The organism is Paenarthrobacter sp. C1 (genome assembly GCF_049315185.1).
GTDB lineage: Bacteria > Actinomycetota > Actinomycetes > Actinomycetales > Micrococcaceae > Arthrobacter > Arthrobacter nicotinovorans.
Window position 1 is genome coordinate 110,182 of sequence record NZ_CP186052.1, and the last position, 19,833, is coordinate 130,014.

18 protein-coding genes are annotated in these 19,833 nt (G+C 66.2%); 13 read left to right on the forward strand and 5 right to left on the reverse strand.

The features are described from left to right. Positions 1 to 33 precede the first annotated feature (33 nt). Positions 34 to 1,314, forward strand: a complete 1,281-nt coding sequence (gene serS, locus ACNAOU_RS00545; protein ID WP_026267258.1) for a serine--tRNA ligase — start codon at positions 34 to 36, stop codon at positions 1,312 to 1,314. On the opposite strand, the gene ACNAOU_RS00550 is transcribed toward serS, so the two are convergent. Next, positions 1,315 to 2,055, reverse strand: coding sequence for a class I SAM-dependent methyltransferase (locus tag ACNAOU_RS00550; RefSeq protein WP_422757796.1), 741 nt, complete (start codon positions 2,053 to 2,055; stop codon positions 1,315 to 1,317). It abuts the gene before it with no gap. Between the two features lie 186 nt (positions 2,056 to 2,241). Here ACNAOU_RS00550 and helR point away from each other — a divergent pair, with 186 nt between their 5' ends. Further along, on the forward strand, positions 2,242 to 4,425 hold the full coding sequence (helR, locus tag ACNAOU_RS00555) for an RNA polymerase recycling motor ATPase HelR (RefSeq protein WP_422757797.1): 2,184 nt from the start codon (positions 2,242 to 2,244) through the stop codon (positions 4,423 to 4,425). 81 nt (positions 4,426 to 4,506) lie between these two features. Next, positions 4,507 to 5,352, forward strand: a complete 846-nt coding sequence (locus ACNAOU_RS00560; protein WP_275777252.1) for an HAD family hydrolase — start codon at positions 4,507 to 4,509, stop codon at positions 5,350 to 5,352. Positions 5,353 to 5,362: 10 nt separating this feature from the next. On the opposite strand, the gene ACNAOU_RS00565 is transcribed toward ACNAOU_RS00560, so the two are convergent. Continuing rightward, the gene (locus ACNAOU_RS00565) at positions 5,363 to 6,103 is read right to left on the reverse strand and encodes a GAF and ANTAR domain-containing protein (protein WP_079581991.1); all 741 of its coding nucleotides are present in this window, start codon (positions 6,101 to 6,103) and stop codon (positions 5,363 to 5,365) included. A 134-nt stretch (positions 6,104 to 6,237) separates the two neighbouring features. On the opposite strand from ACNAOU_RS00565, the gene ACNAOU_RS00570 reads away from it, so the two are divergent. After that, on the forward strand, positions 6,238 to 7,014 hold the full coding sequence (locus tag ACNAOU_RS00570; RefSeq protein ID WP_018778369.1) for a sigma-70 family RNA polymerase sigma factor: 777 nt from the start codon (positions 6,238 to 6,240) through the stop codon (positions 7,012 to 7,014). A gap of 13 nt (positions 7,015 to 7,027) precedes the next feature. Here ACNAOU_RS00570 and ACNAOU_RS00575 read toward each other — a convergent pair whose 3' ends face one another. Beyond that, positions 7,028 to 7,990, reverse strand: coding sequence for a glycosyltransferase family 9 protein (locus ACNAOU_RS00575; RefSeq protein ID WP_193590369.1), 963 nt, complete (start codon positions 7,988 to 7,990; stop codon positions 7,028 to 7,030). An 86-nt stretch (positions 7,991 to 8,076) separates the two neighbouring features. Here ACNAOU_RS00575 and ACNAOU_RS00580 point away from each other — a divergent pair, with 86 nt between their 5' ends. From ACNAOU_RS00580 to ACNAOU_RS00610, 7 genes are read left to right on the forward strand one after another with little or no spacing between them, the layout of a single operon-like run. Next, positions 8,077 to 8,631 (forward strand): D-glycero-alpha-D-manno-heptose-1,7-bisphosphate 7-phosphatase, encoded by a 555-nt coding sequence (locus ACNAOU_RS00580; RefSeq protein WP_018778367.1) that lies wholly within the window; start codon positions 8,077 to 8,079, stop codon positions 8,629 to 8,631. Continuing rightward, on the forward strand, positions 8,628 to 9,716 hold the full coding sequence (locus ACNAOU_RS00585) for a glycosyltransferase family 9 protein (protein WP_275777258.1): 1,089 nt from the start codon (positions 8,628 to 8,630) through the stop codon (positions 9,714 to 9,716). Before ACNAOU_RS00580 ends, ACNAOU_RS00585 begins: the two co-directional genes overlap by 4 nt. Next, the gene (locus ACNAOU_RS00590; RefSeq protein ID WP_416428116.1) at positions 9,713 to 10,753 is read left to right on the forward strand and encodes a glycosyltransferase; all 1,041 of its coding nucleotides are present in this window, start codon (positions 9,713 to 9,715) and stop codon (positions 10,751 to 10,753) included. The genes ACNAOU_RS00585 and ACNAOU_RS00590 overlap by 4 nt, the downstream gene beginning before the upstream one ends. Further along, positions 10,750 to 12,018: a glycosyltransferase gene (locus tag ACNAOU_RS00595; RefSeq protein ID WP_079581986.1), complete on the forward strand. Its 1,269-nt coding sequence runs from the start codon at positions 10,750 to 10,752 to the stop codon at positions 12,016 to 12,018. The genes ACNAOU_RS00590 and ACNAOU_RS00595 overlap by 4 nt, the downstream gene beginning before the upstream one ends. 56 nt (positions 12,019 to 12,074) lie before the next feature. Further along, positions 12,075 to 12,707, forward strand: a complete 633-nt coding sequence (locus tag ACNAOU_RS00600) for a D-sedoheptulose-7-phosphate isomerase (RefSeq protein WP_422758706.1) — start codon at positions 12,075 to 12,077, stop codon at positions 12,705 to 12,707. After that, positions 12,704 to 14,131 carry a PfkB family carbohydrate kinase gene (locus ACNAOU_RS00605; protein ID WP_422757798.1) on the forward strand — a complete coding sequence of 476 codons (1,428 nt, stop codon included), beginning with the start codon at positions 12,704 to 12,706 and terminating at the stop codon, positions 14,129 to 14,131. The genes ACNAOU_RS00600 and ACNAOU_RS00605 overlap by 4 nt, the downstream gene beginning before the upstream one ends. A gap of 29 nt (positions 14,132 to 14,160) precedes the next feature. Then, on the forward strand, positions 14,161 to 14,856 hold the full coding sequence (locus ACNAOU_RS00610; protein ID WP_018778361.1) for an SDR family oxidoreductase: 696 nt from the start codon (positions 14,161 to 14,163) through the stop codon (positions 14,854 to 14,856). Here ACNAOU_RS00610 and ACNAOU_RS00615 read toward each other — a convergent pair. After that, the gene (locus ACNAOU_RS00615) at positions 14,822 to 15,988 is read right to left on the reverse strand and encodes a glycosyltransferase family 9 protein (protein ID WP_026267257.1); all 1,167 of its coding nucleotides are present in this window, start codon (positions 15,986 to 15,988) and stop codon (positions 14,822 to 14,824) included. The genes ACNAOU_RS00610 and ACNAOU_RS00615 overlap by 35 nt on opposite strands. 110 nt (positions 15,989 to 16,098) lie before the next feature. Between ACNAOU_RS00615 and rfaE2 the strand changes: the two genes are divergently transcribed. Continuing rightward, positions 16,099 to 17,640 carry a D-glycero-beta-D-manno-heptose 1-phosphate adenylyltransferase gene (gene rfaE2, locus ACNAOU_RS00620; protein WP_018778359.1) on the forward strand — a complete coding sequence of 514 codons (1,542 nt, stop codon included), beginning with the start codon at positions 16,099 to 16,101 and terminating at the stop codon, positions 17,638 to 17,640. A 10-nt stretch (positions 17,641 to 17,650) separates the two neighbouring features. Beyond that, positions 17,651 to 18,685, forward strand: coding sequence for an NAD-dependent epimerase/dehydratase family protein (locus tag ACNAOU_RS00625; protein WP_422757800.1), 1,035 nt, complete (start codon positions 17,651 to 17,653; stop codon positions 18,683 to 18,685). 13 nt (positions 18,686 to 18,698) lie between these two features. Here ACNAOU_RS00625 and ACNAOU_RS00630 read toward each other — a convergent pair whose 3' ends face one another. Then, positions 18,699 to 19,781 (reverse strand): FUSC family protein, encoded by a 1,083-nt coding sequence (locus tag ACNAOU_RS00630; RefSeq protein WP_227453624.1) that lies wholly within the window; start codon positions 19,779 to 19,781, stop codon positions 18,699 to 18,701. Positions 19,782 to 19,833: the final 52 nt, after the last annotated feature.

Sequence of the window (19,833 nt, forward strand, 5' to 3'; positions counted from 1 at the left end):
GGAAATCCGTGGCTGATTCGATAGTCTTGTGTGGTGATCGACGTAAAAGACCTCAGCGAAAATCCGGACAAGTTCCGTGCCAGCCAGCGCGCCCGTGGCGCCGACGAGTCCGTTGTGGACGCGATCATCTCCGCTGACTCCGACCGCCGTGCTGCGCTGATCCGCCACGAGACCCTCCGCGCCGAGCAGAACGCCTTCGGCAAAAAGGTGGCCCAGGCCAAGGGCGAGGAGAAGCAGGCCCTGCTGGCCGAGGTCAAGGAACTTGCCAACTCGGTGAAGGCCGCGTCCGCAGAGGCAGCCGCTGCCCAGGCCAAGCAGGATGAGCTGCTGCGCGTCATCCCCAACCTGGTAGTGGACGGCGTTCCCGAGGGCGGCGAGGACGACTACGTTGTGGTCAAGACCGTCGGCACACCGCGTGAGTTCACCGACTTTGAGCCGAAGGACCACTTGGAAATCGGTGAACTGATCGGCGCGATCGACATGGAGCGTGGCGCCAAGGTTTCCGGCTCACGCTTCTACTTCCTCCGCGGCGTGGGCGCCCGGCTGGAAATGGCACTGCTGCAGATGGCCATGGAGCAGGCCATCGACGCCGGCTTCGTCCCCATGATCACCCCCACTTTGGTGCGTCCGGAGACCATGCAGGGCACCGGTTTCGACGTAAAGCACGACGCCGAGATCTACCGTCTCGCTGAAGACGACCTTTACCTGGTGGGAACCTCGGAAGTGGCCCTCGCCGGCTACCACGCAGACGAAATCCTGGACCTCTCAGCAGGCCCCATCCGCTACGCCGGCCAGAGCTCCTGCTACCGCCGCGAGGCCGGTTCGCACGGCAAGGACACCCGCGGCATCATTCGTGTGCACCAGTTCAACAAGGTGGAGATGTTCATCTACACCACGGTCGAAGAAGCAGCCGCCGAGCACGAGCGCCTGCTGGCCTGGGAAGAGGAGATGCTGGCCAAGTGCGAGCTTCCCTACCGCGTCATCGACACCGCTGCCGGTGATCTCGGCATGTCCGCGGCCCGGAAGTTCGACTGTGAAGCCTGGGTCCCCACGCAGAACGCCTACCGTGAGCTCACGTCCACGTCCAACTGCACCACGTTCCAGGCCCGCCGCCTGAACATCCGCGAACGCGTGGTCAACGACGAAGGCGTAGCCAAGGGAACACGTGCCGTTGCAACGCTGAACGGCACCCTGGCCACTACGCGCTGGATCGTGGCCATCCTTGAGCACCACCAGAACCCTGATGGTTCGGTCAATGTTCCCAAGGCGCTGCAGAAGTACCTTGGTGGCCTTGAGGTCCTTCCGGTTCTTTAGTCAGCTGGGCTTGCGCGCCAGGACGATCAACTCGCCCTGGCCGCTGCCCACGCTCTCGCCGGCCCAGCCGCCGAGGATCCGTTCCACGGTGAATCCCGCTGTGCCCAGATCCCGGCGCAGTTGTTCCTCTGGGCGGAACGCAAGCATCGAGGTCCCTGTCTCACTGCTGCTTTCGTCGAGGACTCGGTATTCGGTGAGGGTTACGAGTCCTTCGCGGAGCTGATCACTCTCCATCCACGTTTCCACCGCGGTGCCGTCGGGAAGCGTGTGCCGGCGCCGCGTCGCCGTCGGCGTCCAGCCTTCCCACGCCCTGGCATCAGGGTTCCGGGAATCGAAGGCCAACCGCCCCCCGGGTATCAACGCGCGGTGAACGTCGGCAAGCGTACGGGACCATTCGCCGTCGTCGTGGATGGCCTGGGCGACGTGCGCCGTCATGATTGCGACGTCGAAAACTTCCCCCTCCGGGATCTGGGCCGATGTGCCTGCGATCCACCTGACACCATCAGCGCCAGGCTTGCCGCGGGCGGCCGCGAGGGAGTCGGGGTTCGGGTCGACGCCCACCATGTCATGCCCCTGGGCGGCCAACGCCAAGGTGATTCTCCCCGTCCCGCACCCCAGGTCCAGGACCCGTCGGTTTGCTTGCTTGTTCACGAAGTCGAAGAAGAAATCGTCGTCCTCTGCCCAGCGGTTTTCCAGGTCGTAGAGTGCGGAGAGCTGGGTTCCGGTCAGTCGTGAACGCATCCGGCAACCCTACCCAACGCGCAAGGGGCGGGCACGCAACCCGGGCATGAAACGGGCACAAAAAAGGACGGGAATTATCCCTTCCATATTCAATGTATAACCCACCCGGGGGCTTGCGGCAAGGCCCCCCTGGTGCCGAACAATTGATCCCCGAACCCCATAACCAACGCAAAAGGGAGTCGTGGGATGCCTGAAAACAACCGCCTGGGAACCAGTGCCTTTGCCCTGCCCGGGCACCTTGCACGCAAAGCCGATCCGCAACTGATCGGCGCTGATGAGCGGCAGTTCGACGCCATTGCAACCAGCCTCGGGGAATCGATCGCTGAACTGTCCGCCCGGTTGGAGGTCACCCGCAAGCAGCCCGGCGGCCGTGGCCAGGCTGCCTTGGACCGCGACCAGGAGATCCACAGGCTTACTGCCCGGCTGCGGGGACTCCGCCGCTTTGGATTGGATCTGTGTCTTGGCCGCATGGTGACAGCCGGTAGTCCGGAACCGGTTTACGTCGGCAGGCTGGGCCTCACCGACAGCCAGGGGAAGAGGCTCCTGATCGATTGGCGGTCACCCGCTGCCGAACCGTTCTTCGGAGCAACACATGCCAACCCGATGGGCCTGGTGAGCCGGCGCCGGTACCGCTGGACCCGTGGCAGGGTGACCGACTACTGGGACGAAGTTTTCACCGCTGCCGGCATGGAAGGAAATGCCGCGCTTGATGACCAGTCCGCCTTTATCGCGAGCCTTGGGAGCAGCCGCTCGCCGCGGATGCGGGATGTCCTGGGGACTATCCAATCCGACCAGGACCGGATCATCCGTGCCGGCTCGCGTGGGGCGCTGGTGGTCGACGGCGGTCCTGGTACAGGTAAGACGGTGGTTGCCCTGCACCGCACGGCCTACCTCCTGTACTCCGATCCCCGGCTCAGCCACCGCAACAACCATGGAAGAAGCGAGGTACTGTTCGTCGGGCCGCATCAGCGCTATTTGGCGTACGTGGCCGATGTCCTCCCAAGCCTGGGGGAGGAGGGCGTGCAAACTTGCACGTTGCGGGACCTTGTCCCCGAAGGTGCCGGTGCCGTCGTCGAACGCGATGCTGAGGTGGCCCGGCTCAAATCTTCCGTGGAGATGATCAAGGCAATTGAACGCGGTGTGAGGTTTTACGAAGAGCCGCCAACCGAGGGCATGGAAGTGGAGACCCCCTATGCCGATATTTGGCTGGGCAGCGACGATTGGGCGGAGGCTTTTGACGCGGCCGAGCCCGGTACGCCGCACAATGAAGCCCGGGACGATGTCTGGGATGCGTTGCTCGATATCCTGGCGGACAAGCTGGGCGAGCACGATGTGCCGGAGGCCATGCGGCGCAGGGCTTTGAGCCAGAGCGCGGAGCTGCAGTCGGCCTTCAACAGGGCGTGGCCGCTTCTCGATTACGCAGCCCTGGTGGCGGACCTGTGGCGCGTGCCGGCCTACCTCCGGTTGTGCGCTCCGCACCTGCAGCCTGGCGAGCGGGAGATGCTTCATCGCGAAAACCCGGAGGCGTGGACTACGGCCGACCTCCCGTTGCTGGATTCGGCTCGGTTGCGCCTCGGCGACCCGGAGGCATCCACGCGACGCCGGCGGCAGGCGGCGGTCCTGGCGGCGGAGCGCGAACTCATGGACCGGGTGGTGGACGACCTCATTGCCGCCGATGATTCCGAGAACCTGGAAATGTACATGCTGCGCGGCGACGACATGAGGGAGAAGCTGGCAGGCCAGGACGCTGTGGAAATACCCGATCCGGATGTCCTCACCGGACCCTTCGCGCACATCGTGGTGGACGAAGCCCAGGAGCTGACGGACGCAGAGTGGCGGATGCTGCTGCAGCGCTGCCCGTCCCGTAGCTTCACGGTGGTGGGGGACCGCGCCCAAGCCCGGCACGGGTTTACGGAATCGTGGGAGGAACGCCTTCACCGGGTGGGCATGGAAAATGTTGCCCTGGCCGGCCTCAGCATCAACTACCGCACTCCCGAAGAAGTCATGGTGGAGGCCGAACCCGTCATCCGTGCCGCCCTCCCGGACGCGAATGTGCCAACGTCGGTGCGGAGAAGCGGGATTCCGGTGCTCCATGGCGTGAGAGAGGACCTGGAAACGATAGTGGATGCGTGGCTCGATGCGAACAGTGAGGGCACCGCCTGCGTCATCAGCCAACCGGTCCTGGGCGAAAACCCGCAGTGGGAGCGGGTCAGCCGGCTCACCCCGGAGTTGTCCAAGGGCCTTGAATTCGACCTCGTGGTCCTCATCGACCCGGACGATTTCGGTGCCGGGATCGAAGGCGCCGTGGACCGGTACGTGGCGATGACCCGGGCGACGCAGCAACTCGCCGTCCTCCGGAGCGCACTGTGATGACACTGTTCACGCTCCGTTAACCGCCCGCTGTGGCGCCGGTCCTAGTTGAGTGTCGGCGGTGTCTGGTCTACTGGAAGCATGACTATTTTGACTGATACTCCAGTTGCTGGCATCGATGACCAGCCCAACGAAAACACCAAGCTCATGATCGCCCTGGACGTCGATGGCACCCTGGTCGACCATGACGGCCACATGACTCACGAGGTTCGCTCCGCTGCCCAGGCAGTGGTGGCCAAGGGGCACGACGTCATGATCGCCACCGGCCGGTCCCTCAACGCGACGCTGCCGATCATTCAGCAGATCGGCATGGAGCGGGGCTATGCAGTGTGCTGCAACGGCGGCGTGACCCTCCGACTGGATCCCGCCTTGGAATCCGGTTACGAGATCATCCACAAAGCAACGTTCGACCCCGCCCCCGCCCTGAAGGCACTGCGGGAACGGCTGCCCAACGCCAAGTACGCCCTGGAGGACGAGGACGGCAACTTCCTTTCCACGGAGCGTTTCCAGGATGCCAGCTTCGGCGTGGAGTCCATCGGTGTCGATTTCCAGACGATGCTCGATGCCACAGCCGTCCGCGTAGTGGTGTTCAGCAGCGAGAACACTTCCGAGGAGTTCAACGAGGCCATCCGGCACATCGGGCTATCCGGTGTGACCTACTCGGTGGGGTGGACTGCCTGGCTGGATATTGCCGCTGAGGGCGTCACCAAGGCCAGCGCCTTGGAGGCCCTCCGTCGCCGGCTCGGCACGGACCAGGCCAACACAGTGGCCGTAGGCGATGGCCGCAACGACATCGAGATGCTCACCTGGGCCGGCCGCGGCATCGCCATGGGCCAGGCTCCCGATGAGGTGCTCGCCGTCGCGGACGAGGTCACCGCGTCAGTGCTCGACGACGGCGCGGCGCTGGTTTTGCGCGGCCTGCTGTAAGGATCCGTACTCACTGGAAGTACGTCTGAACCTGCCCGCCCCCGGCTGACTCGACGATTGCCTGTGCCACCACCCGAAGTTTGACGTTCCGGTTGCTCGAAGCCTTCTTGATCAGTTCGATCGCTTCTTCCTGGGTGCAGCGGTTCTGGGCGATGATGATGCCGGTCGCCACGTCGATCACGGTGCGGGATTCCATCGCGGCACGCAGGTTTGCCGCTGTTTGGCTGTGGTGTGCCAGCAGTATGGCCAGCTGAAGTCCCTTGGAAGCCTGCACCACGTAGTCGTTGGCGCGCTGCACGGCCGCTGCGTCGAAGGCGTTGGGGCGGTCGGAATACAGGTTCAGGCCCGCCGTGGACGTGTCGTCAGGGAGCGGGAAGGGAACGGCCAACACTGAACGTACGCCGTGGCCTGTGATGGCCTCGTTGTATTCCGGCCAGGTGTTGTCTTTTTCAAAGTCGGGTATGTGGACCTGGGTGCCCTCGCGGCAGGCGTGGAGGCAAGGTCCATCGGCGAACGCGTATTGAACCTCGTCGAGTCGCCGCGCACGTTCGCTGCTGCTGGCCACCGTGCCCGCGGTCCTCTGACGCATCAGAGTAATTCCGCAGTAGACCTCTGAATCGGAGTTGCTGAACATGCCGGCCGAGTGCCGTGCCAACTCCTCGAGGAACACTTCCACATCCGGGGTGTTGAGCAGCATGTCCTGGATATCGGCCAGGACCGTGCTCGGCGCTGCGAGCTGTGGTTCTTCCATGTAAATCTCCGATTCGGTGGACGCGGCTACCTTTTGAGCCTAAACCCGTTGAAAGCTAATAGTAAGTGTGCTTCTCTTTTTAAGGAGTCTTGCCGTGGGCTCACCACCCCAGCAGGTTTGAGGATTGAAGCCCCATGCGACAAATCCCACCGTCCGACGTCCTGACACGTCCCCCCGCCAATGCACCCGAAGGGAGCATCCGGCAAAGCTTCCAGGACAGCCTGGTCCTGGACCATCTCAATCTGGCCAAGTCCATTGCCGCCCGATACTCCGCCCACACCCATGACCTGGATGACGTCCGCCAGGTTGCCTACATGGGCCTGATCAAGGCGGCACGTGGCTACGACAAAGCCAAGGGCGTCAGCTTCCCGGCCTACGCAGCCCCAACAATTGCCGGCGAGGTGAAAAGGTACCTTCGCGACCATTGCTGGGTAGTGCGGCCACCGCGTCCCATCCAGGACGTGCGGCGCCAAGTGTTGGCCCGCACGGAAGAGATGACCCAAACCCTGCAGCGGACGCCGTCACCGCAAGATGTGGCAACGGACCTGAAGCTTGAGCCGGGCCTGGTGCAGGAAGCCCTGACGGCTGGAACCAGCAAGCGGCCCGATTCGCTGGATGCCCCCGCCGCGGAAGGCCGCGACGGACTTCACGGATCCTTGTCCGCCTTCGGTTGCCCGACAGACAGGCTCGAAGACGTTCTTGCGCTGCGGAACGCCATCCGCGGATTGAGTGCGGAAGACCGGCACCTGCTCTACCGGCGCTATTACCGGGAGGAAACGCAGTCCACCATCGCCGAAGCCCTGGGAATCTCGCAGATGCAGGTGTCACGGAAACTCTCAAGGGTTCTGGTTGCCCTCCAGAAGCAACTGTTGGACGACGAAGCCCAGCTCCGGAACGGGACGGCCCCCTGACCGCCGCTGTTGCCTAGCAGCCAAGACGCTCCACGGCGTCCAGGACGTCGCGGACGCTGACGGCCAACAGTGCGGGGTCGGGTTCGGCCGAGAAGACATCACCGCGGCGGAGTTCGACGGCGGTCAGCACCACGTGCGGTCCCGGCGGCGGTCCCCACTCCTCCGCTGGCGCCGGCCCGAAGAGGACCACGGAAGGGCGCTCGTAGGCGGATGCCAGGTGGGCTGCGCCGGTGTCGGCGGAAACCACCAGGCGGGCTTCTGCGATGGTCGCCGCGAATTCGGCGAGGCCCTGCTGCCCGGCAAGCACGCCGTCGTCGAGGTTTGCTCCCTTGAGCCTTGCCAAAGCGGCCACCTCCTCCGCCCGGGCACGCTCCGAAGCGCCCCCTGTGAGGACGATGCGGTGCCCTGCAGCGGCGAGGTCGACAGCGACGTCGGCGAACCGTTCCACGGGCCACAACCTGCTCCCGTACGCGGCACCCACATGGATCACGGTGGCGCCGGGGCGTGGCGAGGAGACGGTGGGGCGGTTGAGGCGGTAGTCGAGGGGATCGGCGTCGATCCCATGCCAGGTGAGCAGGCGGGTCCAGCGTTCACGTTCCGGAATGCCGGTGATCCATGAAGGTCCGGCGATTCCGTCGGATGCGTGTGCAACAACGCGGTTGGCGCCCAGTTCCTGAATGCGGAGCCGGCTCTCCGCGCCGTTTCCGTGCAGGTTGACGGCCACATCCACCGAACCGTGCGGAAGGGTGAGAGGCTCGTCCAACCCTGGTGTTGGCAGGTGTTCAACACCGCCCACCAACTCCAAGGCCCCCGCGATCCAGGCCGGCCCGGCGTACAAAATCCGGTGCTCCGGAAACGCCCGCCGCAAGCCCCGCAGGGCCGGAACCGCCACCAGGAGGTCGCCGAGTTTCAGGGCGCGCAGGGCAAGCAGCAGGGGTTGGTTCCGGTTCCCGTCACTGTCCAAAGCTATGTCCATAGAGGCCTCCCGCTGTGAGTCTAGCGGTACGAAACTTCTCACTGCCGCGTTGTTTAGCGTCAGGAGAACTGGGGAACGTTGCGGGTATGGGAGGAACCGGAACGTTGAAGGCGGTCCTGTTTGACCGCGATGGAACACTCGTTGTCGATGTGCCGTACAACGGCGATCCGCAGCTGGTGCGGCCCATGGCCGGCGCCCTGGAAGCACTGGACAGAGTCCGCGCGGCGGGCCTGGCCACCGGAGTGTTAAGCAACCAGTCAGGCGTGGCCCGCGGGCTGCTGACCCTGGACCAGGTGGCATCGGTGAACCGCCAGGTGGAGCAGCTGCTGGGCCCGTTCGACGTGTGGGAAATCTGCCCCCATGGACCGGAAGACGGCTGCGCATGCCGCAAGCCCGCTCCCGGAATGATCCTGGCCGCGTGCACCACTTTGGACATCGCGCCGGAAGAGATTGCCTTCATTGGCGATATCGGCTCCGACATCGAGGCTGCCACGGCTGCCGGCTCCCGTGGAGTGCTGGTGCCCACGCCTGTGACCCGGCAAGAGGAGATCGACGCTGCAGGGCTGGTGGCCATGGACCTGGGCCACGCCGTGGAACTGCTTCTCGCAGGGACGCCGGAAGAACAGGGCGCCCCTGCATGAGCCGCGTCCTGGTAGCCCGTTTGGACAGCATGGGTGACGTCCTTCTCTCAGGGCCCGCCCTGCGTGCTGTGGCGAACGGAAACCGTTCCGACGGCAGCCGGCCCAACGACGTCGTCCTCCTCTGCGGCCCGGACGGGGCAGCCGCCGCAGGGATGCTGCCAGGGGTGACCCAGGTGCACACGTGGGCGTCGCCCTGGATAGTGAATCCGGCCCCACCCGTAACCGGGGAAATGACCAACGGACTCATTGATTTCGTCCGCAGCTCCCGCATCCAGGAGGCCGTGATCCTCACGTCCTTCCACCAATCTCCGCTCCCGCTGGCGTTGCTCCTGCGGCTCGCCGGGGTCACGAAAATCACCGGCGCATCCACGGACTACGCCGGCTCCCTCCTGGACGTCCGCCTGAAACCTGGCGAGGACTTCCCCGAAGACCAGCCGGAAACCGTGCGTGCCCTCACCATCGCCGAAGCCGGCGGCTACGTCCTGCCCAACGGTGACGACGGCAAACTGCGCATCACCCCTGGCCCGGACCATGAGGGATTGGCGGATGAACTGGCTGAAGCGGGACCCTACATCGTGGTCCACCCGGGCGCTGCGGCACCGGCCAGGGCCTGGCCTGCACTGCACCATGCGGCAACCGTGGAATTGCTCGAAGCCTACGGTCACCGGGTGGTGGTCACGGGCGGCCCCAGCGAAGCGTCTCTCACGGCAACGGTGGCCGGCCCTTCTGCCAGGAACCTCGGCGGCGGAACCAACCTCCGGACGCTGGCGGCGGTACTGGCCGGGGCCGCCGTCGTAGTGACCGGAAATACCGGGCCCGCCCATCTGGCGGCAGCGGTTGGAACCCCGGTGGTGTGCTTGTTCGCGCCTGTGGTCCCGGCCATCCGTTGGGCTCCTTACGGCGTCCCCTTGGAGCTGCTGGGTGACCAGGACGCGGCCTGCAAGAACTCCCGTGCCCGCATTTGTCCCGTCCCCGGCCACCCATGCCTGAGCTCCGTAACCCCGGAACAGGTGGTCGAAGCGGTGGAAAGGCTCCTGGGAGGCATCTCCTCCCTGACTAGCCGGCGAAAGGTGTGGAAACCATGAGGATCCTGGTGTGGCACGTCCACGGCGGGTGGATGGAGGCTTTCGTCCGCGGCCGGCATGAATACCTGCTTCCGAAAACGTCCGACGGCGGCGCCTGGGGGTTGGGGCGCGGTGGCCGTGACTGGCCAGCCGCGGCTCAGGAAGTGGACCTGGCCGGACTCGACCCGGACAGTGTGGACGCAGTGGTCCTGCAACGCCCCGAGGAAATCGCGGCAGTGGCGCGGACTCTGGGACGCCGGCCGGGTGTCGATCTTCCAGCGGTGTACCTGGAACACAACACCCCCAAAGGCGACGTTCCGTTCACGCTGCATCCGTTGGCGGACCAGAGCAGCATACCGGTGGTCCACGTGACCTACTTCAACCAGCTTTTCTGGGACACGGGCTCGGCAAGCACCACGGTCATTGAACACGGCATCCCGGATCCTGGCCATCTCTACACCGGCGAGCTGGAAGAAATGGGTGTGGTGGTCAACGAACCCGTCCGGCGCGGCCGCGTCACCGGAACGGACCTGCTCCCGGGATTCGCGGGCGTGGGGCCTTTGAGGGTCTTCGGAATGGGCGCCGAAGCACTGCCCCGGGAACTGGACCTGGAGAGCCTTGGGTTCGGCAACGACAGACTCCGGATCTCCGGAGACCTGCCCGCCCGGCAACTCCACGGGCAGCTTGCCCGCTGCCGCCTCTACCTGCATCCCCTGCGGTGGACCTCGCTGGGCCTGGCGTTGCTGGAAGCCATGCACCTGGGCATGCCCGTACTGTCCCTGGCCACCACCGAAGCGGCCCGGGCGATACCGCGCGGAGCAGGCCTGGTCTCCAACGACGTCGGCGAACTCCAAAGGTTCGCAAAGCGGTTGCTGGATGACCCCGAGGACGCGTACGCGATGGGGATCGTCGCGAGGGAGGCTGCCTTGGAACGGTACGGTCTGGGCAAATTCCACCGGGCCTGGGACGAACTCCTGGCCGGGCTGCCCGTCGGCCGCTACACAGCCGCCAGCCATGACACCAGCGCCAGCCATGACACAGAGAGGACGCACCCATGAAAATCTCCATGGTTTCCGAACACGCCAGTCCGCTGGCTGCCCTGGGAGGCGTTGATGCCGGAGGACAGAACGTCCACGTTGCGGCACTCTCCTCGGCCTTGGCCGACCGTGGCAATCAGGTCACGGTGTACACCAGGCGTGACGATCCCGGACTGCCCGCAAAGGTGCAGGTTGGTCCAGGACTCACCGTGGTCAACGTTGACGCGGGTCCGGCCAAAAGGGTTCCCAAGGACGAACTGCTGCCTTTCATGGGCGAGTTGGCGGACGGTATCTGCGCCGATTGGGCGGGCCAACTGCCGGACGTGGTCCATGCCCACTTCTGGATGTCCGGCCTCGCGGCAATTCAAGCATCGCGTCGGGCGGGAGCTGCCGATCCCGTGCCCGTGGTCCAGACCTTCCACGCGCTGGGCTCGGTCAAACGAAGGCACCAGGGGGCCGCAGACACCAGCCCGCCCGCCCGGCAGTGGCTGGAACCCTGGGTGGGCCGCACCGCTGACTGGGTGATCGCCACGTGCCCGGACGAGGTCTTCGAACTCAAAGCCCTGGGCATCAGCCGGTCAAAAATCTCCATCGCGCCCTGCGGCGTGGACCTCAACCTCTTCACAGGAACGTCCGACGCCGAGCCCAAGTCCCGCACGCACCGGATCCTGAGCGTGGGGCGCCTGGTGCAACGCAAGGGAGTGGACCTGATCATCCAGGCCCTGCCCCTGCTGGCCGAGGCCGGCTTCAACGACGTGGAGCTGCTGATTGTTGGTGGTTCCGGGGACGCCCTCAATCTCGAAGAGGATCCCGAAGCCCAACGGCTCAGGTCCTTGGCCAAAGAGCTCGGCGTTGAAGACAAGATGACCATGCGCGGCCAAGTGCCCCGTGGTTCCATGCCCGCGATTTTCCGCAGCGCGGATGCCGTAGTCTGCGCGCCTTGGTACGAGCCGTTCGGCATCGTTCCCCTCGAGGCAATGGCTTGCGGCGTGCCCGTGGTGGCTGCAGCGGTGGGCGGACTCCGGGAAACGGTCGTGGACCAGAAGACAGGACTGCATGTCCCGCCCAAGGATCCCGAAGCCCTTGCCGAAGCACTGGCCAGGTTGCTGGGAAACCCGGAGCTTCGTGCTGACATGGGCCGCGCCGGTGCCCGCCGGGCACGTTCCCGGTACTCCTGGGAACGCATCGCCGCGGACACCGAGAAAGCTTACAGATCTGTTCTGGCTGCCGGGTTGTCGCGGCAGGCCGACGAAGTCCTGGAACCACTGGAAGGAACGGCGCTGTGACCTTTGAAAGCCGTGTGACTACCGAGTCCGTGCTCCCGGGCCGCGTACCCGGCGCCATGCCGGCGCGTTGGGCCACCGATCCCGGCGATCCCACCCACAACACCGAAGTCACCCGGCACTTGGACAACGTCCTCCCCGCGTTGGAGTCTTTGCGCTCGCAATCGCACCGGCTGTCCGGGTGGGGAACGGAGCTGGCAGCCAGGCTGCTGTCCGGGCAGCGCCTTCTGGCGGCGGGCAACGGCGGATCAGCGGCGGAAGCCCAGCACTTCACGGCCGAATTGGTGGGCAGGTTCGACGACGAACGGGCGCCCTTCTCCGCGATCTCCCTCCACGCCGAGTCATCCGCGGTCACCGCGCTGTCCAACGACTACGGCTATGAGGAAGTGTTCGCGCGCCAGGTCAGGGCCCACGGCCGGGCAGGTGACGTACTGATGCTTCTGTCCACCAGCGGACGGAGTCCCAACATGCTCAAGGCTGTCCGTGCGGCGCGTGACCGCGGCATCGTTACCTGGGCCCTCACCGGCCCTGGCCCCAACCCGCTCGCCGACGCCTGCGACCAAGCCGTCACAGTGGACGCCATCGCAGCCAACGCGCAGGAAGGCCACCTCATCGCGGTCCACGCCGTGTGCCGGGCCTTTGACGCGGAGATCGCACGGCGTGCCGGCACTCAGGTGGGTGGCCGACCATGAAGATCACGGTTGTTGGCGATCTGCTCCTGGATGTCGACATCAACGGTGCCGCCACCCGGCTGAGCCCCGACGCGCCGGTGCCGGTGGTCGACGTCGCGGACGTCCGGCGTCGGGCGGGTGGCGCAGGGCTGGTCGCCACCGTGCTGGCGCGCGACGGCCACGACGTCACGCTGGTCACCGCGCTGGCGGACGACGACGGTGCAAGCCACCTCAGGCGCGCACTGGCTGGTGTATCCGTGCTCGCCGGAGCCCCGCTGGCTCCCACGCCCACCAAGACCCGGGTGCGGATCGGAACGCATCCGATGGTCCGGTTCGATCAAGGATGTTCACCGGCCCCCGTCCCGTCCAGCACCGGGGAGATGCTCGGAGCCATCGTGTCGGCGGACGCCGTGGTGGTGGCAGACTACGGGCGGGGAATCACCGCGAACCCGGCTATCCGGGCGTCGCTCGCGGAAGCTGCCCGGCATGTTCCGGTGGTGTGGGATCCGCACCCCGCCGGTTCGGTCCCCGTGGCGGGAGTGTCCGTGGTGACACCCAACTTCGCCGAAGCACTCGCCTTTGCCAAGGCCGCAGGCCTGGAGGGGAACCACCTTGGGGCCGAAGTTGCCGGGCGGTTCCTGCTGGACGCGTGGGGAAGCGCGTCCGTGCTGGTGACGAAGGGCGAGGACGGCGCCGTCCTGCTCGCGGCGGGCGCTCAGCCGCAGGGCATTCCGGCCCCGAAGACCCACGTCAGCGATCCCTGTGGTGCCGGCGACCGTCTTGCCGGGAGCCTCGCTGTTTACCTGGGCAAAGGACTGGGCCCGGCGGAAGCTGCCGCGCGGGCCGTGGGGGACGCTTCAGCATTCCTGGCCGCCGGCGGTGCGGCGGCGCTCGCAATGGTGGGGGACGAAACAGCGGTCCAGGTGGCGCCCGGGGCGGGACCCGTCGTCGAACCCAAGGGTCTGGAACTGGTGGATAGCGCCGACCTCCGCCAGGACGGAGTCCGCCTGGCCCGATCCACCCGCGAAGCCGGAGGCACCGTAGTGGCCACGGGTGGATGCTTCGACCTCCTCCACGCAGGCCACGCCCGGACGCTGGCAGCGGCGCGAAGCATGGGCGACTGCCTGATCGTGTGCCTGAACTCGGACGAATCCGTCCGGCGGCTCAAAGGCGCGCATCGGCCCATTGTCAGTGTGGAAGACCGTGCCGAGTTGCTGCTGGCGCTCGGATGCGTTGACGCGGTGGTGGTCTTTGACGAAGACACCCCCGAAGCCTGCCTCCGCGGAATCCGGCCCGATATCTGGGTCAAAGGTGGCGACTACACTCCCGAAGAATTGCCGGAAGCCCGCGTCCTTGAGGCGTGGGGAGGGCGCTGTGTCACAGTGCCCTTCCATCCGGCACGCTCCACCAGCGGCCTGGCTGCAGCCCTTGCCAAGGTCAGCTGACCATCAGCAGGATCAACGAAAGGAACCGCATGAACACGCAAACACCTGGACGCGTCATCGTCACCGGAGGCGGCTCCGGCCTTGGCGCTGCGATCGTTGAGGCCATCCGCGACGCCGGCGGCACGCCGTTCGTCTTTGACCGGGACGTCAGCAACGTCTCGGGGGCCAAAGCCCTGGAAGTGGACGTCTCCGACCGGCAGGCCGTGGAATCGGCCGTCAAGGAAGTCGCCGAAAGCCTGGGCGGCCTGGACGGAGTGGTCACTGCCGCAGGGATCGACCGCTGCGGAAAGCTGGGCGACGTTCCGGCCGAGGAATGGGAAAAGGTCATCGGAGTCAACCTCCTGGGAACGGTCTCCGTGGTCCGGGCAGCCCTGCCGTACCTCAAGGGATCCCGCGGCCGGGTCATCACCATCGCCTCCACCCTTGGCCTTCGGGCACTGCCGGACGCCACCGCGTACTGCGCGTCAAAGTTCGGCGTGATCGGTTTCAGCCGCGCACTCGCGGCCGAAACCGGGGGAGTCATCGGGGTCACCACCATCATCCCGGGTGGCATGAAGACCCACTTCTTCGATGACCGCGACGAACAGTACAAGCCGCAGGACGACTCCAAGCTCAACGACCCCGCCAATGTGGCGCAGGCCGTGGTGTTCGCCCTCTCGCAGCCGTTCGGCAGCGAGGTCCGCGAACTCCTTATTTGCCCCGCAGAAGAAGGCTCGTGGCCGTAAGGTCCAGCACGTCCTGAACAACGTCGGCCACGGCGATGCCCCTGATGAGGGTGTCGTCGTGGCCGCAGTGCGGAGCCGTCCAGCCGACCTGGGTGATGTCCGCCCCGCAACGAGGGCAGCGAGTCACCCAGGACATGTGGACGCGGTGCATGGCCCGCCCGCGCGGGCCGGCATTGATGGCGTTGCCCAGCCAGAAGACCCCCACAGTGGGAGTGCCAAGTGCTTGTGCCAGGTGCCGTGGGCCGCTGTCGCTGGCCAGCATTACCGACGCCTCTGCCAGCAGGGCCGCCAGATCTCCGACGTCGAGCTCGCCGGCCACGGACGTCACGGCCTGCCGATGGGACTCCGTGAGCTGCCGCCGGGCCAGCCCGGCAACTTCCTGGGCCAACGCCTTTTCCGAGCTGTCGCCGACGACCAGCACCTGCGCCCCTTCCGCCGCGATGCCCGCCGCAGCTTCGGCAAAGTTCGACGCCGGCCACCGCCTTCGCGGATCGGTGGCACCCGGGTGGACCACCACCAGCGATGACCGCAGAGGGTCCCTTGACCCGGCAATGTTCTGCCGGTGCCCGTGCTTGGGGAGCAGGACAGCGGGGACACCGCCGGGTGCCCCGGCCAGGCCGGCTACTTCCAGCCAGCGCTCCGGTTCGTTCTGGTAGTAGACGTAGTCCAGGTTCCGCTCCAGATGTTCGGCGTCCTTGGTGCGCGTTCCGGCCGTGTGCCGCGCCCCCAGCCGGAGCAGGAAGGGGTTGGAAAACCGGCCACCACCGTGCATCTGGAGCGCAAGGTCGAACTCCCTGGCCCGCATCGCCTCAAAGAAGGCTTCCTGGGCGGCCGTGTCCTCAGCATCGTCCTCGAAGTGCTCGCCGTTGCGGGGACCGTCGTGGACGCCGCGCGCCACCGGAAGCAATTCGACGTCGTCTACCGGACCGTCCGTAGCGGCGGCCAGGGCTGCGTGCACGGGCGTGCCCAGCAGCGTGACAGTGGCCTGCGGATAGGCGCTTTTCAGTGCATTCAGGGCTGGGTAGGTGTAGATCAAATCGCCCAGTCCGCCGCCCCTGAGCACCGCGATCCGCTGGACTCCACGGAACTTTTCCAGCACGGGCCCCATTCCGGGACACAAACGAACATCCATGAGCGGTTTCTTTCTTCAAGGTAGCGAAAACTCCCGGGTCCGGCGTGTGAAGCGCGTGCCGCGGGGTACCTGTCGGGAACAGGAACATGCCGTTCTACCGGAAGGTACCCATGGCACGCCTATCCAATCAAGAAGGCCTGGCTGACTGGTTGCCGGGCCGTTTGGCCGAGGAACGCCCTGTCGTGACGGTCATCGGCGACTCCATCCTTGACGGTTGGTGGGAGGGAACCATCGAAAGGTTCTGCCGCGAAGCCCCCGCTCCCGTAGTCCAGGTCCAGCGCCGCGACTTCGCTCCCGGCGGTGCTGCCAACACCGCGATGAACCTCGCAGCCTTGGGCGCCGAGGTGCGCTTCGTGTCGTTGATCGGCGAGGACGCTGCCGGGGCAACACTGGCCGCCGCCCTCGAAGCAGCAGGAGTCGACGTTTCCCACATGGTCCGGCACCCTGCCATGACCACCACTACCAAGTTCCGGGTGAGCAGCGCCGGCCAAGTGATGTTGCGGCTGGACGATGCCGCCACGGAAATTCCCGACGCGGGCCGTGGGGAAATGGCCGCCGCAGTGCCGGAGGCCCTTCGTGGCTCCGCTGCCGTGGTGCTGTGCGACTACGGCGCAGGGGCACTGGAAGGCCCGGTGCGCAGTGCGATCCTGGATCACTTGGCCCCCGGCGTTGACGGCGGTGTACCGGAGCCCCGGCAGGACACGCTTGTTGTGGTGGATGCCCACAACCCAGCCGACTGGGCCGGACTCAGACCGGACCTGGCTACCCCCAACGCCCAGGAAGCGGCAAGGCTGATCGGTGCGGAATTCCCGGGCGGTGCCGCCCGGTGCCCCTTCGTGGAGGCGCACACGGACCAGCTCCTTCGCGCCTCAGGTGCGGCCGCCGTCGTCGTGACCCTGGACCGGGAGGGGACGCTGACCATCCGTCCTGACAGCACGCCAACGGAACCGGCGGCGCACCGCACCTGGGCCCGGCCGCAGGCGGAGAAGCAGGCCTCCGGAGCCGGCGACACGTTCGTCGCGGCCCTGACCCTGGCCCGGGCGGCAGGCTTGCCCCTGACCACCAGTGTGGATCTGGCACAAGCGGCCGCCGACGTCGTGGTCCACAGGCCGGGAACCTCTGTCTGCACCACCAGCGAACTCACCAAACACCTCAGCGGCTTCGCGGACACGGCGTTGACGGACACAGAGCTGGCTGCACACATCCAGGAGCACCGCAGGGAAGGACGCAGGATAGTGCTCACCAACGGCTGCTTCGATGTCCTCCACCGCGGCCATACCCGCTACCTGAACCAGGCCAAGCAGCTGGGCGACGTGCTGGTGGTGGCACTGAACAGCGACTCCTCAGTACGGCAACTCAAAGGTCCAGACCGCCCGGTCAACCACGAAGCCGACCGGGCCGCCGTCATCGCCGCCCTGAGCTGCGTCGACCATGTGACCATTTTCGATACCCCCACGCCGATCCCGCTCATCGAACTCCTGCAGCCCGATGTCTACGCGAAAGGCGGGGACTACACCCCGGAAATGCTCCAGGAGACGGAAGCCGTGGAAAGCTACGGCGGCACGGTGACCATCCTGGACTACGTGCCCGAGCATTCCACCACAGCGGTGCTCGAACGCATCCGCTCAAGCGGCGAGAACCAGGAAGGCTGAGGAACCACGCATGCGCATTGCGATCATCGGAGCCACCGGACACGGCGGAACGGAACTGCTCAAACGGCTGCAGAAGGCGCGTTCCGAAGAGGGCGCGGACCTGGAACTTGTGGGCGTGGTACGCCGGGAACCGGATCCGGATGCCGCCCCCTACCACGGGGTGGAGTGGCACACCCTGGACATCGGCTCGCCCACGGACCAACCGGCACTCGAAACTGCCCTCGCCGGGGCCGACGCCGTGGTTCATCTGGCCTGGCTCATCCAGCCCAACCACGACAGGGAACTGCTGCGACGCACCAACGTGGAGGGCACGGCCAACGTCCTGGCCGCCGCGCGCAAAGCCGGGGTGGGGCACTTTGTCTGCGCTTCCTCCGTGGGAGCCTACTCGCCGGCGCCGAAGGACCAACGCACCAAGGAAGGCTGGCCCACTGGCGGTATCCGCAGCTCGCACTACAGCGCGGACAAAGCGGAGCAGGAACGCCTCCTGGACGAGTTCGCCAAAGAGAACCCGGACATTGTGGTGGCCCGCCTCCGCCCGGCTTTGATGTTCAGCTCCGGAGGCGGAAGCGAAGTGGGCCGCTACTTCCTCGGCCGGCTCCTGCCCCGGTTGGTTCCGCGTAAGCCATGGCTCCCGGTGCTGGCCCTACCCAAAGAGTTGGTGTTCCAGGCCGTACACACGGCGGACGCCGCGGATGCGTACTGGCGGGTGTTGGAGCACAAGGCCGAGGGCGCCTACAACATTGCCGCCGAACCGGTGATAGACCCCAACGCGCTCGCATGGATCTTCAAGGCCAGGCGTTTGCTGCCGTTCCCGCTCGCGGTGCTTCGCGCCGTCGTCGAGGCCACGTGGCGTTTGCGCCTGCAGGTGACCGACGGCGGCTGGGTGGACATGGCGGCCAACGCGCCCATCATGGATTGTTCCCGTGCGCACAGCCTGCTGGGCTGGTCGCCGAAGCATTCTTCGCTGGAGTCCCTGGCAGAGATGCTAAAGGGAATCGGAGCGGGCAAGGGCCGGTCGGGTTCGCCGCCACTGAGGCCGCGCTGAGGTAGATCCAGCCCTATTCCGACGACAGCACCACGGTCAGGATCCGGCGCAGGCTCATGGCCACGGAAGCCGGTGCGTTCACGGGTGCCTGGCCCGCCGCAGCCTCGGCCACGGCGTTGCTCAGGGCGGTGATGCTGTCCTTCGCATCAGCCATGCGTCTGGTCAGCTCGCCGGATTCCCCGTCCCGCCAGTGGTCCACAACAGAGGCCACGGCTTCCAAAGACTCCGAAAGGTAGCCCACCACAGCATCCGGGATGACTGTACCGGCGCCTTCTTCCCAGATGGCACTTGCCAGGACGTCGGTGATGTCCTGGACGTGGAAAGTGAGCCGTTCGAGGGTCCGCAAACCTGAGAGGTCGGCCGGCAGGCGGGTCGCACGACGCCGGGACCTGGGATTCGCTTTGGCGCTCAGCTCCGCTTGGTGCACCGCTGTCCGCACCGCGGCCGCAGTGAGGGACAGTTCGTCGCTGCGGCTCGCCCATGCTTCGTGGTTGGGGGGCCAGGACTCCTCCATGGCCTTCGCCATGTCTTTGAGCTGCCGTGAAAGTGCTTCCTGGTGGCCGGCGATCGCGGGGTCGATGTCGTCCAGGTGCAGGGGCGGAACCACCAGCCAGTTGACGGCGAACCCCACGGCGACGCCCAATGCCATCTGCAGGACGTACGCGAAGGAGAACCCCTCCGTGTTCGAGTCGCCCAACACCAGGACGAACAACGCAGCCATGGGAATCCATTCAGAGGCACTTCCCAGCCGGGGCAGGCCGCCGATCAGCACGCCAAGTCCCACGACCAGGGCGACGGCGAAGGCTGTTGGTGCGGTGACCGTTGTGATGGCGAAGGCCATGCCGATACCCAGCACCAGGCCGGCCAGGCTCTGGAGTCCGTGCTTGGCGGAGTCCGCCACGGTGGGGTGCATGCTGACCAAGGCACCCAGGGGCGCGTAGTACGGGTATTCAGCGGCGGGGCCGGGCATGAAGGGGGCGATGTACCAGGCCAATCCAGCAGCGATGGCTGTTTTGGCGGCGAACAGGAGTCGATGGCGTGTGACGGTTTTACGCAGCGCGGGAATCAGCCGTCGCCTGGAGGGCATGGGGCTCATCAATCCAACGGTCGCAGGTATGTGCCCTGGTGTCGAGCGGAAAGCGCTGAAC

Bases quoted from the DNA above. Each gene is read 5' to 3' on its own strand.
- ACNAOU_RS00560 (WP_275777252.1), top strand. From the start codon at position 4,507: ATGACTATTTTGACTGATACTCCAGTTGCTGGCATCGATGACCAGCCC.
- ACNAOU_RS00615 (WP_026267257.1), bottom strand. From the start codon at position 15,988: ATGGATGTTCGTTTGTGTCCCGGAATGGGGCCCGTGCTGGAAAAGTTC.
- ACNAOU_RS00605 (WP_422757798.1), top strand. From the start codon at position 12,704: ATGAAGATCACGGTTGTTGGCGATCTGCTCCTGGATGTCGACATCAAC.
- ACNAOU_RS00575 (WP_193590369.1), bottom strand. From the start codon at position 7,990: ATGGACATAGCTTTGGACAGTGACGGGAACCGGAACCAACCCCTGCTG.
- ACNAOU_RS00610 (WP_018778361.1), top strand. From the start codon at position 14,161: ATGAACACGCAAACACCTGGACGCGTCATCGTCACCGGAGGCGGCTCC.
- ACNAOU_RS00570 (WP_018778369.1), top strand. From the start codon at position 6,238: ATGCGACAAATCCCACCGTCCGACGTCCTGACACGTCCCCCCGCCAAT.
- ACNAOU_RS00580 (WP_018778367.1), top strand. From the start codon at position 8,077: ATGGGAGGAACCGGAACGTTGAAGGCGGTCCTGTTTGACCGCGATGGA.
- ACNAOU_RS00595 (WP_079581986.1), top strand. From the start codon at position 10,750: ATGAAAATCTCCATGGTTTCCGAACACGCCAGTCCGCTGGCTGCCCTG.
- ACNAOU_RS00550 (WP_422757796.1), bottom strand. From the start codon at position 2,055: ATGCGTTCACGACTGACCGGAACCCAGCTCTCCGCACTCTACGACCTG.
- ACNAOU_RS00565 (WP_079581991.1), bottom strand. From the start codon at position 6,103: ATGGAAGAACCACAGCTCGCAGCGCCGAGCACGGTCCTGGCCGATATC.
- rfaE2 (WP_018778359.1), top strand. From the start codon at position 16,099: ATGGCACGCCTATCCAATCAAGAAGGCCTGGCTGACTGGTTGCCGGGC.
- helR (WP_422757797.1), top strand. From the start codon at position 2,242: ATGCCTGAAAACAACCGCCTGGGAACCAGTGCCTTTGCCCTGCCCGGG.
- ACNAOU_RS00585 (WP_275777258.1), top strand. From the start codon at position 8,628: ATGAGCCGCGTCCTGGTAGCCCGTTTGGACAGCATGGGTGACGTCCTT.
- ACNAOU_RS00630 (WP_227453624.1), bottom strand. From the start codon at position 19,781: ATGAGCCCCATGCCCTCCAGGCGACGGCTGATTCCCGCGCTGCGTAAA.
- ACNAOU_RS00600 (WP_422758706.1), top strand. From the start codon at position 12,075: ATGCCGGCGCGTTGGGCCACCGATCCCGGCGATCCCACCCACAACACC.
- ACNAOU_RS00625 (WP_422757800.1), top strand. From the start codon at position 17,651: ATGCGCATTGCGATCATCGGAGCCACCGGACACGGCGGAACGGAACTG.
- ACNAOU_RS00590 (WP_416428116.1), top strand. From the start codon at position 9,713: ATGAGGATCCTGGTGTGGCACGTCCACGGCGGGTGGATGGAGGCTTTC.